The 14,496-nt window shown below is 70.0% G+C and carries 16 protein-coding genes; 5 read left to right on the top strand and 11 right to left on the bottom strand.

Annotated elements, in window-relative coordinates; translation table 11 throughout:
• The first annotated feature begins 39 nt into the window (after positions 1 to 39).
• Positions 40 to 693: a response regulator gene (locus ACN6M5_RS18620; RefSeq protein WP_085369978.1), complete on the top strand. Its 654-nt coding sequence runs from the start codon at positions 40 to 42 to the stop codon at positions 691 to 693.
• A gap of 222 nt (positions 694 to 915) precedes the next feature.
• Here ACN6M5_RS18620 and ACN6M5_RS18615 read toward each other — a convergent pair whose 3' ends face one another.
• The 4 genes from ACN6M5_RS18615 to ACN6M5_RS18600 are packed head-to-tail and all read right to left on the bottom strand — an operon-like array spanning position 916 to position 4,186.
• Positions 916 to 2,205: an MFS transporter gene (locus ACN6M5_RS18615; protein WP_085369977.1), complete on the bottom strand. Its 1,290-nt coding sequence runs from the start codon at positions 2,203 to 2,205 to the stop codon at positions 916 to 918.
• 38 nt (positions 2,206 to 2,243) lie between these two features.
• Positions 2,244 to 2,507, bottom strand: a complete 264-nt coding sequence (locus ACN6M5_RS18610; protein WP_434952153.1) for a hypothetical protein — start codon at positions 2,505 to 2,507, stop codon at positions 2,244 to 2,246.
• 4 nt (positions 2,508 to 2,511) lie between these two features.
• On the bottom strand, positions 2,512 to 2,820 hold the full coding sequence (locus ACN6M5_RS18605) for a thiamine-binding protein (RefSeq protein WP_085369975.1): 309 nt from the start codon (positions 2,818 to 2,820) through the stop codon (positions 2,512 to 2,514).
• A 37-nt stretch (positions 2,821 to 2,857) separates the two neighbouring features.
• On the bottom strand, positions 2,858 to 4,186 hold the full coding sequence (locus ACN6M5_RS18600) for a glycosyltransferase family protein (protein ID WP_434952151.1): 1,329 nt from the start codon (positions 4,184 to 4,186) through the stop codon (positions 2,858 to 2,860).
• Positions 4,187 to 4,308: 122 nt separating this feature from the next.
• On the opposite strand from ACN6M5_RS18600, the gene ACN6M5_RS18595 reads away from it, so the two are divergent.
• On the top strand, positions 4,309 to 5,016 hold the full coding sequence (locus ACN6M5_RS18595) for a YceI family protein (RefSeq protein WP_434952149.1): 708 nt from the start codon (positions 4,309 to 4,311) through the stop codon (positions 5,014 to 5,016).
• Here the strand turns inward: ACN6M5_RS18595 and ACN6M5_RS18590 are convergent.
• The gene (locus ACN6M5_RS18590) at positions 4,997 to 5,872 is read right to left on the bottom strand and encodes an ADP-dependent NAD(P)H-hydrate dehydratase (RefSeq protein ID WP_434952443.1); all 876 of its coding nucleotides are present in this window, start codon (positions 5,870 to 5,872) and stop codon (positions 4,997 to 4,999) included. The genes ACN6M5_RS18595 and ACN6M5_RS18590 overlap by 20 nt on opposite strands.
• A gap of 72 nt (positions 5,873 to 5,944) precedes the next feature.
• Here ACN6M5_RS18590 and ACN6M5_RS18585 point away from each other — a divergent pair, with 72 nt between their 5' ends.
• Entirely contained in the window at positions 5,945 to 6,562 is a 618-nt protein-coding gene (locus tag ACN6M5_RS18585) for an HAD family hydrolase (RefSeq protein WP_085369973.1), read from the top strand.
• 7 nt (positions 6,563 to 6,569) lie between these two features.
• Positions 6,570 to 7,655 carry an NADH:flavin oxidoreductase/NADH oxidase gene (locus tag ACN6M5_RS18580; protein WP_434952147.1) on the top strand — a complete coding sequence of 362 codons (1,086 nt, stop codon included), beginning with the start codon at positions 6,570 to 6,572 and terminating at the stop codon, positions 7,653 to 7,655.
• Positions 7,656 to 7,720: 65 nt separating this feature from the next.
• On the opposite strand, the gene ACN6M5_RS18575 is transcribed toward ACN6M5_RS18580, so the two are convergent.
• The 5 genes from ACN6M5_RS18575 to ACN6M5_RS18555 all read right to left on the bottom strand — a co-directional run bounded on the left by ACN6M5_RS18575 (position 7,721) and on the right by ACN6M5_RS18555 (position 12,330).
• On the bottom strand, positions 7,721 to 8,488 hold the full coding sequence (locus ACN6M5_RS18575; protein ID WP_434952145.1) for a dienelactone hydrolase family protein: 768 nt from the start codon (positions 8,486 to 8,488) through the stop codon (positions 7,721 to 7,723).
• A gap of 148 nt (positions 8,489 to 8,636) precedes the next feature.
• Positions 8,637 to 9,500, bottom strand: a complete 864-nt coding sequence (locus tag ACN6M5_RS18570) for a hypothetical protein (RefSeq protein WP_434952143.1) — start codon at positions 9,498 to 9,500, stop codon at positions 8,637 to 8,639.
• Positions 9,501 to 9,530: 30 nt separating this feature from the next.
• Entirely contained in the window at positions 9,531 to 9,908 is a 378-nt protein-coding gene (locus ACN6M5_RS18565) for a VOC family protein (protein WP_085369969.1), read from the bottom strand.
• An 81-nt stretch (positions 9,909 to 9,989) separates the two neighbouring features.
• Positions 9,990 to 11,027 carry a hemolysin family protein gene (locus ACN6M5_RS18560; protein WP_434952141.1) on the bottom strand — a complete coding sequence of 346 codons (1,038 nt, stop codon included), beginning with the start codon at positions 11,025 to 11,027 and terminating at the stop codon, positions 9,990 to 9,992.
• Positions 11,020 to 12,330, bottom strand: a complete 1,311-nt coding sequence (locus ACN6M5_RS18555) for a hemolysin family protein (RefSeq protein WP_168690782.1) — start codon at positions 12,328 to 12,330, stop codon at positions 11,020 to 11,022. Before ACN6M5_RS18555 ends, ACN6M5_RS18560 begins: the two co-directional genes overlap by 8 nt.
• Before the next feature lie 272 nt (positions 12,331 to 12,602).
• On the opposite strand from ACN6M5_RS18555, the gene ACN6M5_RS18550 reads away from it, so the two are divergent.
• On the top strand, positions 12,603 to 12,968 hold the full coding sequence (locus ACN6M5_RS18550; RefSeq protein WP_434952139.1) for a hypothetical protein: 366 nt from the start codon (positions 12,603 to 12,605) through the stop codon (positions 12,966 to 12,968).
• Position 12,969: 1 nt separating this feature from the next.
• Here ACN6M5_RS18550 and guaB1 read toward each other — a convergent pair whose 3' ends face one another.
• The gene (gene guaB1, locus ACN6M5_RS18545) at positions 12,970 to 14,409 is read right to left on the bottom strand and encodes a GMP reductase (RefSeq protein ID WP_434952137.1); all 1,440 of its coding nucleotides are present in this window, start codon (positions 14,407 to 14,409) and stop codon (positions 12,970 to 12,972) included.
• Between the last annotated feature and the right edge of the window lie 87 nt (positions 14,410 to 14,496).

Below are 14,496 nucleotides of genomic sequence, written 5' to 3'. Positions count from 1 at the left end.
AGCACCGTCGGCTCCCTCTACCGTCAAGAAAGGCAGCCCGTGACCGAGGCACCTCCCATCAGAATCGCGATCGTCGACGATCACAAGATGCTGCTCGGGGCACTGACCGAGTGGATCCGCAACGCCGCGGACGACATCCGGATGGTCGCAGCCGTAGCCAGCTGGCCCGAACTCCTCACGCACCCCGAGTTCCCCGTCGATGTCGTCCTGCTCGACCTCGACCTCAAAGACAACATCCCCGTCTCGCTGAAGCTGTCGACCCTGAAGACCACCGGCGTCCGCACCGTCCTGATGAGCACGTACTCCGAGCCCGCCGTGGTGCGCGAGGCCATCGCGGCCGGCGCGCTCGGCTACCTGGTGAAAAGCGAGGACGCGGAGATGATCGTCGAGGCGATCCGCGCCGCCCGCAAGGGCGAGTCGTTCATCTCGGCCGAGCTCGACCTCGCGCTGAACTCGGGCGAGGTCGGCGGCGCGCCCAAGCTGAGCGCGCAGGAGCGCCGCGTCATGGCCTTGTACGGCGCGGGAGAGCCGGTGAAGGCCGTCGCCTTCCAGCTCGGCATCTCCGACGAGACCGCCAAGAGCTACCTCAAGCGCATCCGCGAGAAGTACCGCGTAGCCGGCTACGACGTCGGCACGAAGGTGGCCCTCCGCAAGCGCGCCATCCAAGACGGCATCCTGCTGCAGAACGACTGACGTCCGCGCGGGCCGGGTCTCCGTTCGAACGGAGATCCGGCCCGCGCGACGCTGCTTCTCCGTTCGAACGGAGCCGCGCGCGGCGTTTCGCGCATGTTCTCCGGCCTTGCGCGCGCCGGTCACAACTGCGGAGCGTTCGGTAGACACGCCGCTCGGATCACCGTTCGAACGGAGATCCGGGCGGGAACGGTCGATCGTTCCGCTCGAACGGAGCTGCGCGGCTCAGTCCACCGGCAGCGGGTCCGGACGCTGCGCGTGCACCACGCCGGTGTCGACGCCGCGACGCTCGCGCGAGCGGTCGATCGAGAACGACACGACCGCGAGCGCGATCCCGGCGACGCAGAGGATCGCGCCGACCACCACCGGCGACAGATAGCCGAAGCCCGCCGCGATCGTCAGGCCGCCGAGGTACGCTCCCGCCGCGTTCGCGATGTTGAGGGCGGAGTGGTTGAGGGCTGCCGCGATCGACTGGCTCTCGTGCGCCACATCCATCAGCCTGGTCTGGATGGTCGGGGACATCGCGCAGCAGGCGGCCGAGATCACGAACAGCGAGACGAGCAGCCCCACCACCGTGGAGGCGGTGAAGTAGAGCGCGCCGAGGCCGAGCAGCAGGATGACGAAGAACGCGAGCATCCCGGGTTTGAGGGCGCGGTCGGCGACGCGTCCGCCGATCAGGTTGCCGACCGTCATCCCGAGGCCGATCAGGATGAGCACGAGCGGCACCGCCGACTCTTTCAGCCCGGTGATGGTCGTCACCATCGGCGCGACATACGTGTACACCGCGAAGAAGCCGCCGAACCCGATGGCGCCGATGAGGAGCGCCAGCCAGACCTGCAGACGGCTGAACGCCTTCAGCTCGTTCGCCATCGTCGCCTTCGGGTTACCCGCCTGCCAGGGCACGAGCGTGGCCACAGCGACGAACGTGAGAGCGAAGATCCCCGCGACCACGAGGTATGCGGCACGCCAGCCGTGCGTCTGCCCCAGCCAGGTGATCAGAGGGACGCCGATCACGTTCGCGATCGTCAGCCCGGACAGCACGAACGCGACGCCCTGCCCGCGCTTGCCCGGCCCCATCAGCGACGCGGCCACGAGGGAGGCGATCCCGAAGTACGCACCGTGCGGCAGCGCGCTGATGAACCGGGCCACCAGCACCAGCTGGAAGGTCGGCGCGAGCGCGGACGCGACCGTGCCGAGGGTGAACGCGACGAGCAGCCAGAGCAGCAGCTGCTTGCGCGGCAGCCGGGCGGCGAACGCCGCGATGGTCGGGGCGCCGACCACGACGCCGAGCGCGTATGCCGAGATCGCCCAGCCCGCCTGCGCGTTCGCGTCGGACGGGGAGGCCGCGTAGACGGCGGGAAGCAGGTCGTGGGCGATGTTCGGCAGCAGCCCCATCGCGACGAACTCGGTCGAGCCGATGCCGAAGCCGCCGAGGGCGAGCGCGAGCAGCGCGAGCCTGGTGCGCGCAGGAGTGAGTCGGGGTGTGGAGGTCTGGGTGGTCGGGGCGGCGCTCACGCGCTCGGCCCGGAAAGCGTCGGGGTCACCCGAAAATCCTATATCGAATCGTTTCGAGCGGTGACACCGGTGACACTCTCCTCCGGATGCGCGCCCAACCCCTCCAGCTCGCTGAACAGTTCGTCGGTCGCCTCCTGGTCGTCCTCCTCCCGGCCGGCGACGCCCGCGCGGATCGCTCCGACCACGGCGACGATCACGAACCCGAGCAGCGGGCCGAGCACCAGGATCGCCACGACGGCGACGACCGGCCAATACAGGTAGAACGCCACGACGATGGGAAGCACCCAGTCCGACACGGTCACGGCGTCACGCCTCGCGGTCGAGCGCCGCTTCGAGCCGCTCGACCTTGCCGGAGAGCTCCCCGGTGTAGCCCGGTCGGATGTCCGCCTTCAGCACGAGCGACACCCGCGTGCCGAACGCGGCGACGGCCTCCGTCGCCCGTTTCACGACGTCGAAGACCTCGTCCCACTCGCCCTCGACGGTGGTGAACATCGCGTCGGTGTGGTTCGGCAGCCCGGACTCGCGCACGATCCGCACCGCTGCGGCGACCGCATCGTGCACGGAGGCGTCGGGCCCCTCTCCCCCACTCGGTGCGACAGAGAACGCGACCAGCATGATTCCTCCTCGCGCAGCCGCTGCACTCCGGCCGCGCCTACAGCCTAGCCACCGGGTCGGCCGATGGCTCCTGCTTCGGAGCGCGGAACGGCCACGCGTGCTGCGGCAGCGAGTCCGCATCGGCCTCCGTGCCGCGCGGCCCGCGCCAGAGCGCCGTGATCGCCCAGCCGAGCACCACGAAATACATCAGGTTGCGCACGGTGAGCACCGCGACCATCGCGGGATGCACGCTGAGCAGCCAGTCGTAGAGGTACGGGTAGATGAGCTGCGTGAGCGCCGCCGTGACGGTCACCAGGATGGCCGGGATGCGGAACCCGCGCCCCTGGTACACCAGCCCGAGCACCACCGGCACCGCCAGCCAGGCGACGTACTGCGGCGAGCCGACCTTGTTGAACGCGATGAAGGCACTCACCAGTGCCAGCGTCAGCTCGGGCAGGATGCGCGTGACCGGCGTGCCCCTCCGCACCGCCCGGATACCGATCAGCGCCACGACCACCGAGCAGACGGCGAGCAGCGGGTTCATCAGCGATGCCGCCGTGACGCTGCCTGCGCCGGTGACCTGGAAGGTGAGGATGTCCCTGTCGTAGTACACGACAGCATCCGGCACATGGAAGGCGGCCTGCCACATCCAGATGGTGCTGACCGGCGCCTCGATCTGCAGCCCGCGGCCGGTCTGCGCCGTGATGAAGCTGAGCACGTGCATCCCGGCCCCGAAGATGAGCGGGACGATCACGATCACCAGGCTGGTCACCGCCGCGGTGACGACGATACGCCACCTGCTGCGCAGTGCGATCACGGCGGCGACGATGAGCGCGGCGGGCCAGACCTTGATCCAGGTGGCGATGGTGAGCGTGACGACGGCGGCGCGCTCGTGCAGCGTCAGCCAGAGCAGCCCGACGATGGCAAGCGCGACGGAGACGGCGTCGAGCCGTCCGACGGCGATCGGTCCGAGCAGCAGGAGGAAGGCGAGCCACCACCAGCCTGCGGCCAGGCGCCTGCGCTCCCTGCCGCCGATCAGCACGGCGAACGCAGCCGCATCCACCAGCAGCACCAGGGTGAGCCAGCCGCCGACGTAGTTGTCCGCCCCAGCCAGCAGCGGCAGCATGATCGGCACGAGGGCGGCGAACGGATAGACCCAGTCCGAGCTCACACCCACGATGGAGGTGCCCTGCGCCGCCAGCTGCGCCCACGGCTTGTAGACGAGGTAGACGTCGCCGAGGCCCATCCCGTTGCCGTGCAGTGCGAGCCCGCCGAGCAGCAGGTGCACGGAGAGGAAGGCGATCCACAGGCTGAGCGGGCTGGCGGCGACGCGCCGCAGCGTGCTCGGGGACGCCGCAGCAGGAACCCGTGTCGCCTCGATCCCCATGCGGTCATCGTAGCGGCCCGCTCCCTCCTCCCGCCGCTTCGACGGGATGCGCGGCGGACGATCCAGGCACTCCATCGAACACTCTCAGGAAGTCGACATGCCCGTTCCATACGCTCGATGACATGTCACCTTTACGGACCTCGTCGAAAGTCTGGATCGGCGTCGCAGCCGGAGTGCTCGTGCTCGGGGTGGCAGCGGCCATCGCCGGCCCGTACGTCTACCGCGACCTGATCTCCGCGCCTCCCGCCGCCGTCCCGACCATCTCGCTCACGCCGGACCCGGATGCGAAGACCACCATCGACACCTCCGACCTGAGCGGCGCGTGGACGGTGGGCGACGGGTCGTTCGCCGGGTACCGCGTGAAGGAGGTGCTCAACGGCGTCGACGTGACCGTCACCGGGCGCACGGAGAAGGTCACGGGCGACCTCACGGTCGACGGCCTCACGCTGACCGCGGCGACCGTGACCGTGGATGTGGCGAGCATCGCCACCGACGAGCCGGCCCGCGACAGCTACTTCCGCTCGACGGCGCTGCAGACCGACAGGTATCCGACGGCCACCTTCACGCTCACCCAGCCGGTGACCGCAGACGGCGCACCGAAAGCCGGTGCCGTCCAGACGCTGAAGGCGACGGGCGACCTCACCATGCACGGCGTGACCAAGACGGTGACGGCCGACCTCCAGGTGGCCCTGAACGGCAACGGCGGCACGCTGACAGGCAGCATCCCCGTCACGTTCTCCGACTACGGGGTGGATGCGCCGAGCCTCGGCTTCGTGACGGTGGAGAAGACCGGTTCCGTCGAGTTCCTTCTCACCGTGACGAAGGGCTGACGCCTCCGTCGTCCAACAGCTCCCTGACCGCATCCGGGAGCGCCTCGGCGATGTCGAGCGCGACGATCGGGCCGCCCCGCGATGCAGACGCGCCCGCCCTGCCGTGCAGGTACGCGGCGGTCGCCGCCAGGGCGGCCACCGTGGATGCGGGCGCCTGCGCGATCTCGTCGGCGTGCGTCGCCACGAGGGCGCCGAGCACCCCGCCCAGCACGTCGCCGCTGCCGGCCGTCGCGAGCCACGCCGGTCCGGCGGTGACCGCGTAGCGCGCGCCGTCCGGTCCGGCGACGTAAGTGGTGTGGCCTTTCAGCAAGACGGTGACACCAAGGCTCTCACTGGCCCGCACGGCCCAGCCGGCCGGGTCGGCTGCGATGTCGTCCGCGGTGACGGCATCCGAGTCGTCGTCGGCCGCGCCGGCGAGCACCCCGGCGAGTTCGCGGTAGTGCGGGGTGATGACGACGGGGCCGGTGGCGCGGTGGACGAGGTCGAGCGCGCCGGCGTCGATCACGACGGGAGTACCGTCGGCGAGCGCCGCCTCGAGGCGGCGGGCGTCGTCGGCCGGGCGCTGGGACGCATCCATCCCCGACCCGATCAGCCAGGCCTGCACCCTGCCGGGAGCCGTGACAGCCTCCGGCCGCCTGCGCAGCACCTCGGCGGCAGCGCCCTTCGCGCCGAGGTAGCGGATCATCCCGAGCCCGGTGCGCGCTGCGGCCTCGACGCCGAGGACGGCTGCTCCGGGGTACAGGTCGGAACCGATGACGACGCCGAGCACCCCGCGCGTGTACTTGTCGCTGGCCTCGCCGGGCACCGCGATCCAGGGCTCGCTCTCCACAGCTCCCCAGTTCTGCCAGTTGTCCACCGTTCCTCCGTTCGCCGCCGACCGTTCGCTCACTCCACGATAGGTTCAAGAGGAAGGAAAGAGGTCGGTTCTATGGGTATCAGCATCCCGGGCAAGGTCATCGTGTTCGACTACGGCGAGGTCATCTCGACATCGCCGTCCGAGGCGGACAGGGAGCAGCTGGCCGGTCTGGCCGGCGGGGACTCCGAGGTGTTCTGGCCGGCGTACTGGCGGCATCGCGACGCGCTCGACCAGGGCACGCTGAGCATCCAGCAATACTGGCGCGGCATCGAGAGGGAGCTGGGCGAGCAGTGGGGGGATGCGAAGATCCACCGGCTGTGGCTGGCCGATTTCCGCAGCTGGCTGAGCATCGACCACGACACCCTGGATGTGCTGGTCGATCTGCACGAGGGCGGCACGCGGATGGCGCTGCTGTCGAACGCGGGCAGGGACTTCGGCTCGTACTTCCGGCACGGCACCCTCGGCGACCTGTTCGAGCAGGTGTTCGTCAGCGGTGAGCTCGGCACCATCAAGCCGAGTGCGGAGATCTTCGAGCACGTCATGCGTGAACTGGGCATCACCCCGGCCGAGATGGTCTTCATCGACAACAAAGAGGTCAACGTGCGCGGTGCGGAAGACCTCGGCATCGCCGGTCATGTGTTCACGACGGGTTCCGACCTGCGGGCATATCTCGAAGCGCTGGCGGCTTAGAACCAGCATGGCAACACTTTTCGACCCATTGACCCTGCGCGACGTCACGGTCCGCAACCGCATCTGGACCTCGCCGATGTGTCAGTACTCTGTGCTCGACGAGTCGGGCATCCCGCAGACCTGGCACCTCGTGCACCTCGGCTCCTTCGCCACCGGAGGAAGCGGGCTCGTCTTCACCGAGGCCACCGCGGTGAACGCCGAGGGACGCATCTCGCCGCGCGACACCGGCATCTGGACCGACGAGCAGCGCGACGCGTGGAAGCCGATCGCCGCGTTCATCGCCTCGCAGGGCGCCGTGCCGGGCATGCAGCTCGCTCACGCCGGCCGCAAGGCGTCGAGCTGGCCCGCGTGGGGCTACGAAGACCGCACCGGCAGCGTCCCGCCTTCCGAGGGCGGCTGGCGCACGGTCGCCCCGTCCCCCGTCGCGTTCGGCGACATGGACACCCCGGCCGAGCTCCTCCCCTCCGGCATCGACAAGATCGTCGACGACTTCCGCTCAGCGGCCCGCCGCGCCGTCGACGCCGGATTCGAAGTGCTCGAAGTGCACGCCGCCCACGGCTACCTGCTGCACCAGTTCCTCTCCCCCATCGCCAACAAGCGCACCGACGAATACGGCGGAAGCCTGGAGAACCGCGCGCGGTTGCTCCTGCGCATCGTCGAGGCCGTGCGCGCCGAAGTCGGCGACGGCGTTCCCCTGTTCGTCCGGTTCTCCGGCAGCGACTGGACCCCAGGCGGCTGGGACGAGCAGCAGACCGCGACGGTCGCCGGCTGGGCCCAGGATGCGGGAGCCGACTTCTTCGACATCTCCAGCGGCGGCATCCAGAGCGGCATCCGCATCCCGCTGGAGCCCGGCTACCAGGTGCCGTTCGCCGAGCACGTGCGGTCGTCCGCAGAGGTGGAGGTGAGTGCCGTCGGCCTCATCACCACACCGGAGCAGGCGGCCGAGATCGTGGAGAGCGGCAGGGCGGACGCCGTCATGCTGGCACGCGAACTGCTTCGCGACCCGCACTTCCCGCTCCGCGCCGCGCACGAGCTGGGCTACGAGGTGGACTTCTGGCCGCCGCAGTACCTGCGCGCTCGCTGGCGCCGGTAGCTCCGGCGCGCGACTGAGCACGGCGGCGGCGCATCCCACCCGGTATGCGCCGCCGCCGTGTCAGCTCACTTCAGGTGCCGGACGAAGAACCGGGCGGCGTCCTCGCCGGCGTAGGCCGGGACGCCCCGGTGGCCGCCCAGGTTGGCCTGCAGCGTCTTCTCGGTGGAGCCGAAGGCGTCGAACAGGTCGAGGGCGAGTTGCCGGTCGTTGCCTTCGTCGTCCCACTGCAGCAGCACGTGCAGTGGAATCGTGATGCGACGGGCCTCGTCGAACATCGAGAGCGGCACGTAGCTGCCGGCGAAGAGCCCGGCAGCCGCGATGCGCGGTTCGACGAGAGCCAGCCGCATGGCGATGGCGATCACGCCGCCGGAGATCGCGACGGGGCCGCCGATCTCCGGGAGCGCCAGCAGTGCATCCAGTGTCATCTGCCATTCGGGGACGGCAGCCTCCACCAGCGGGAGGACCAGCCTGTCGACGATCCCGTCGACAGGCTCCCCCGCCGCCAGTGCCGCGTGCAGGTCGGCCCTGGCCTGCTCGGCCTCCGCCGTGCGCGGGCGGTCCCCGCTGCCCGGCAGCTCGATGGTGGCCGTTGCGATGCCGCTCGCGGCGGCGCTCCTGGCCCGTCCGAGCAGCCGCTGGTACATCATCCCGAGCCCGCCGGGATGCCCGAGCAGGATCAGCGGTGCCGGTGTGGATGCGTCGGCGGACGGCGGCGTCCAGAGGATGCCGGGGATGTCGCCGATGGTGAATTCGCGTTCGAGGATCTCGTCCGCGGTGCCGTCGTCAAGACGGTGGTGTGTTGTGCGGTGATGTGTTGTGAAGGGGAGGTTCATGGTCGTGCCTTTCGGGAGTGCTCAGCTGATGGCGCTCCCGGGCGACCTACCGCCCGACCGTGACCCCAGGAAGGAGCACCCACGTCGATTCGTTCACGGGTACCACCTCCTCTCTCCGTCGTCCGGTCCTCGCACACCCTAGCAGTGGCTAGCCGTCGAGCGCGATGACCGCGTGCACGACGGGTGCGTGGCGCCGGGCGTCTGCGTCGTCCCATCGGCCGAGCAGGTGCAGCGTCGCCATCCGGAACACCAGCGCGCGCAGCAGCAGCTGCCGCCACCGGCCGATGCCGAAGTCCTCCGCCAGCCGCTCCACCGGATGCGCGTGCCAGCACACGGCGTCGGCCACGGCTACCGCGGCGGAGAACCCCGCCGGCCGCCAGTACGGCGCCCAGTCGATCACCGCGGGAGGGCGCCCCGGCGCGAACAGCACGTTGCCAAGCAGGTCGGCGTGGATGACCTGGCTCGGCGCATCCACGCCGCGGTACTCGGCGGCGAGCGCCGCCAGCAGCGGGTCGGCGGCCAGCAGCGCCGCGTCGCGGTCCGGCTCGCCCCACGCCAGCCGGTCTGCGCGCGCCCAAGCATGCTCCGCCCGCGCGATGAAACCCGGCTCCGGATGCCCCGCCAGCGCCTCCTGGAACGCCAGGCCGGCGCGCACGACGTCCCCCACCCTCGTCGGATCCGCCGCGCCGGGCACCCACCGCAGCGCCTCCCAGCCGTCGCGGATCCACTCGCCTGCGTCGTCGCGGAGCGGAGTGGGCACGGTGAACGCCGACGACTCCGGGAGGCGCGACAGCGCCTCCGACTTCCACGTCGTCTCCTCGTCCGGCTCCGCAGGGCGCAGCACGACGTCACCGGCACGCCAGGTCAGGCCGCGGCCGCCGGGGAGCAGCACGGGCACGCCCGACGCGCCGAACGCGCGCAGCACCTCCCGGGCAGGCGGGAGTGCCGCATCCACCCGGTGCGGCTGCCGGACGGCGTCCTCCGCCGACGCGTGCACCTCAGCGGAATGCACGCGCGCGGTCTGCCGTCGTACCCGGGTAGCTCAGGAGCGCTGCGAGATGCAGAGGATGTTCCCTTCGCTGTCCGTGAACCACGCCGCCCGCTCTTCCGCGTTCGTCGCGATCCCGTTCTCCGTCTTCAATCCGGGGAAATCGTAGTCCTCGAAGACCACGCCGCGCCCGCGCAGGTGCTCGACCGCCGCGTCGATGTCATCGACCATCCAGCCCATCGCGGTGTTCTGCGCTGTTCCGGCGTTCTCGGTCTCGTAGACCTGGATCTTGGCATCCGTCCCCGTGCCGTAGACGGCACTTCCTTCGCCCGTCCGTTCCGGTTCGAGCTCGAGCTTGTCGCGGTACCAGTCCACGGCTCGCTGCAGGTTCGAAGCTGGAAGGACGGAGTACGTCACCGACGACTCCAACATGAGTGTTCCTCTCTTCCGCTCCCGAGCGTCACGCTACTCGCCCGACTCACCGGGAAGGAACTGGAACAGCGGTTCTAGGCGTCAGGACCGGCGGGTCGCATCCTGCACCTCGCCGACCAGCTCCTCGATGATGTCCTCCAGGAACAGCACGCCGACCGTCCTGCCGTCCGCGTCGACCACGCGCGCCAGGTGGCTGCCGGAGCGGCGCATGGTCGCCAGGGCGTCCTCGAGGTCGCTCTCCGCGAACACCGTCACCAGTCTCCGGATGCGCTTGGCCGGCACGGGGAGCTCGAACCCGGTCTCCTCCAGGTCCAGCACATCCTTGAGGTGCAGGTAGCCCGTCGGCTCTCCGGACTCGTCGAGCACGACGTAGCGAGAGAAGCCGTTCTTCGACACGGCCTTCTCCACGTCGGCCGGGGTCGGCTGCGCCGGGAGCGAGACCAGCTTGTCGAGGCCGAGCGCGACCTCGTTGACCTTCTTCTCCGTGAACTCGAACGCAGCGGTGAGCGCCCCCGTCCTGTCGGTGAGCACGCCCTCCCTGGTCGAGCGGTTGACGATGCTCGCCACCTCTTCGAGTGTGAACGTGCTCGCCGCCTCGTCCTTCGGCTCCACCCCGAACAAACGCAGCACGCTGTTAGCCGTGGCGTTCAGCGCCACGATGATCGGCCGCACCACGCGTCCGACGGCGACCAGCGGCGGTGCGAGCAGCAGCGCGGCCTTGTCCGGCATCGAGAACGAGATGTTCTTCGGCACCATCTCGCCGAACACCACGTGCAGGAACGACACGAGCACGAGCGTCACGATGAACGCGACGGTGCCGATGACGTCGTCCGACCATCCTGTCGCGTGCAGCGGCACCTCGAGCAGGTGGTGGATCGCCGGCTCCGAGACGTTCAGGATGAGCAGCGAGCACACGGTGATACCGAGCTGCGTTGTCGCGAGCATGAGCGTCGCGTGCTCCATCGCGTACAGCGCCGTCTTCGCGCTCCGCTTGCCCCGTTCGGCCAGCGGCTCGATCTGCGACCGCCGTGCGGAGATGACGGCGAACTCGGCGGCGACGAAGAAGGCGTTGACCACCAGCAGCACCACCAGCCAGGCGATTCCGGCCCAATCACTCATGGCCGTTCACCTCCTCGCCGGGAAGCACAGGATCCGGGGTGTACCGGATGCGGTCCACCCTCCGCCCTTCGAGTCGCTCGACCCGCAGGGTGCCTCCGTCGATCTGCACCTCGTCGCCCACCTTCGGCAGCCGGCCGAGCTCGTTCATCACGAATCCGGCGACGGTCTCGTATGGACCGTCCTCCGGCACGGTGACGCCTGCCCGTTCGAGCAGCTCGTCCGGCCGAAGGATGCCGGGGAAGGTCAGGGAGTCGCGGCCGCGGACGACGCCCGCCCTGGTGCGGTCGTGCTCGTCCGCCACCTCGCCGACGATCTCCTCCACCAGGTCTTCGAGCGTCGCGATGCCGGAGGTTCCCCCGTACTCGTCCACGACGACCGCCATCTGGTATCCCCGTCCGCGCAGCTCGCCGAGCAGCGTGTCGAGGTTCATCGTCTCCGGCACGCGCAGCGCGTCCGTCTGCAGCGCAGACACCGGCACGCGGGCTCGCCGCGGCCGCGGGACGGCGACGGCCTGCTTCACGTGCACGAACCCGACCACGTCGTCGATGTCGTCGTCGACCACCGGGAACCGCGAGTACCCGGTCGACCGCGCGAGGTCGAGCACGGCCTGCGCAGGCTCACTGCGCTGCACGGTCGCGATGCGCGGCCGCGGGGTCATCACGTCGGACGCCGTGTGGTTCGAGAACGCCAGCGTGCGGCTCAGCAGCGTGGCGGTGTCCTCTTCGAGCACACCGGCGCTGGCCGACCTGCGGACGAGCGACGACAGCTCCTCCGCCGTGCGCGCGCCGGACAGCTCCTCCTTCGGCTCGATGCCGAGCATCCGGAGTATGCCGTTGGCCGTGCCGTTGAGGACGACGATGAACGGCCGGAAGATCGCGGTGAACACCGTCTGGAACGGGATGACGAGCTTGGCCGTCGCGAGCGGGAGCGCGAGGGCGAAGTTCTTGGGGACGAGCTCGCCGAGGATCATCGACAGCAGGGTCGCCACGACGATCGCGACGGTGGTCGCGATCGGGCCGACCGCCCCCTCCGGGATGCCCACGGACGTCAGAGGCCCGTTCAGCAGCGAGCTGATGGCCGGTTCCATCGTGTAACCGGTGAGCAGCGTCGTCAGGGTGATGCCGAGCTGCGCGCTCGACAGGTGCGTCGACGTGATCTTCAACGCGGCGATGGTCATGGTGAGCCGGGACTCCCCGCGCTCACGCCGCGCTTCGAGGTCGCCGCGGTCGAGGTTGACCAGCGCGAACTCGCTCGCGACGAAGAGACCGGTGCCGACGGTCAGCAGCAGACCGACGCCGAGCATGATCCACTCATAGAGCACGGCGGTCACCCCGCTCGGGCCTCAGGCCGCGGGTGGGCGGCGAGATTGTGGAACTCGCCGGGGCGAATGGGCTATCAGAAGGAGGGTCGTCCATTTCCCGCTCAGTATACCGGCGCGGTTTCCGGGAAAAGGGTGTGTGCCGCAGCGGATTCGTGGCCGCTCCCAGCGCATCCGTAATCGGTTCATAGCGAACGGCGAACGTCCGGCGGCACACTCGCACAGACAGCCGAGCACGATGGCGGAAGGACGCGACGATGACCACCAGCCCCGAGTACGCACCACCCACCGGGCAGCCGTGGCAGCCTGCCGCCCCGGCTCAGCCCCAGCAGCCGCCGTATCCGTCGGTCGCGGCGACACCCGCATCCGGTGGATACGTGCTGCACCGCTGGCCGCGCTGGGCTCAGAACACCGCGGTGATCGTGGGAGCGGTCGCCGTGCTGGTCGTCGTGTTCTTCGCGGGGTTCTTCACCGCGCACGCGACGGACGGCGGTCGCCCGGGCATCGGGAACCGGCAGGAGTTCCAGCCGCGCCAGTTCGGCAACGGGTTCGGCCAGAACGGCGGACCGTCACAGAACGGCGGCCAATCACAGAACGGCGGCCCATCGCAGAACGGCGGATGACCTACCAGGAGACCGGCAGCGCCTTGCCCTCCTCGTAGCCCGCGGCCGACTGGATGCCCACCAGCGCACGCTCGTGGAACTCCGGCACCGAGCGCGCTCCCGCGTATGTGAACGAGCTGCGCACGCCCGTCGTGATCATGTCGAGCAGGTCTTCGACGGACGGGCGCTGCGGGTCGAGGTAGATGCGCGAGCTGGAGATGCCCTCCGCGAAGAGGGTCTTCCTGGCCAGCTCGTACGCGTCGAGTCGCTCGAAGCGGCCCTTGACCGCCTTGGTGCTCGCCATACCCCAGCTCTCCTTGAAGAGCTGGCCGTTCGCATCCCGGTCGAGGAGGCCGGGCGCCTCGATGGTCCCGGCGAACCAGGAGCCGATCATCACCGACGCGCCACCGGCGGCGAGCGCGAGGGCGACGTCGCGCGGGTAGCGCACTCCGCCGTCCGCCCAGACGTGAGCGCCGAGCTCGCGGGCGGCCTCCGAGGTCTCCAGCACCGCGGAGAACTGCGGGCGGCCGACGGCGGTCATCATGCGGGTGGTGCACATCGCGCCGGGTCCGACGCCCACCTTGAGGATGTCGGCGCCGGCGGAGACGAGGTCGCGGACGGCCTGCTCGGTGACCACGTTGCCCGCCACGATCGGCAGGCCGAGCCCGAGGCCCTTGACCGTGTGGATGGCGCGGCGCATCCCGTCCTGGTCGCCGTGCGCCGTGTCGATGACCAGCACGTCCACTCCGGCGGCCGCGAGCGCCTTCGCCTTGCTCGCGACGTCGCCGTTGATGCCGACGGCGGCCGCGACGCGGAGGCGGCCGTGCACATCGAGAGCCGGCTGATAGATCGTGGAGCGCATCGCGCTCTTCTGGCTGAGGGTACCGACGACGCGGCCGTGGTCGAGCACGGGGGCGAACTCGAGTCCGGCGGCGCTCATCACGTCGAAGGCGGCGCGGCCGTCCGGCAGGTCTTCGGCGTCGAGGGCGGTGAGGGCTCCGTGCAGGAGGTCGCCGAGGCGCGCATCCGGGAGGGCTGAACCGAGCTGCGTCGCGGCGAGGCAGCCGAGGTACTTCCCGTCGGTGTCGTGGATGACGATGCCGTGGCCCTCCAGGGCCGGCACGCGGCGGAGCGCGTCGGCGACCGTCTCCTCCGGAGACGCGGAGTACGGGGTGTCGAACGCGACGGGCTGCGCCTTGACCCAGCGGATCGCGTCGTCGAGGTCCTGCAGGTGCATGTCCTGCGGCAGCACCCCGAGACCGCCGCGGCGGGCGAGGGTCGCGGCAAGGCGTTTGCCGGTCACCGAGTTCATGTTGGCGGACACGATCGGGATGGTCGCACCGGTGCCGTCGTTGGGCGCGAGCGACACGTCGAGGCGGCTCGTCACGTTGGATCTCGACGGCACGAGGAACACGTCGGAGTATGTGAGATCGTGGCGCGGGGTCGTTCCATAGAACTGCATGGGAATAACGGTATCCCTCACGGGCGAGCGCCCGCACCAGGCGCCGGAAGGGATTAGGCTTGATGACTGGATGGAAACGGGTGGTGA

It is taken from the genome of Leifsonia araucanica (assembly GCF_051161895.1).
Taxonomy (GTDB): Bacteria; Actinomycetota; Actinomycetes; order Actinomycetales; family Microbacteriaceae; genus Leifsonia.
The sequence above is the reverse complement of the archived record's forward strand: the minus strand, read 5'-3'. Positions and strand labels throughout refer to the sequence as shown.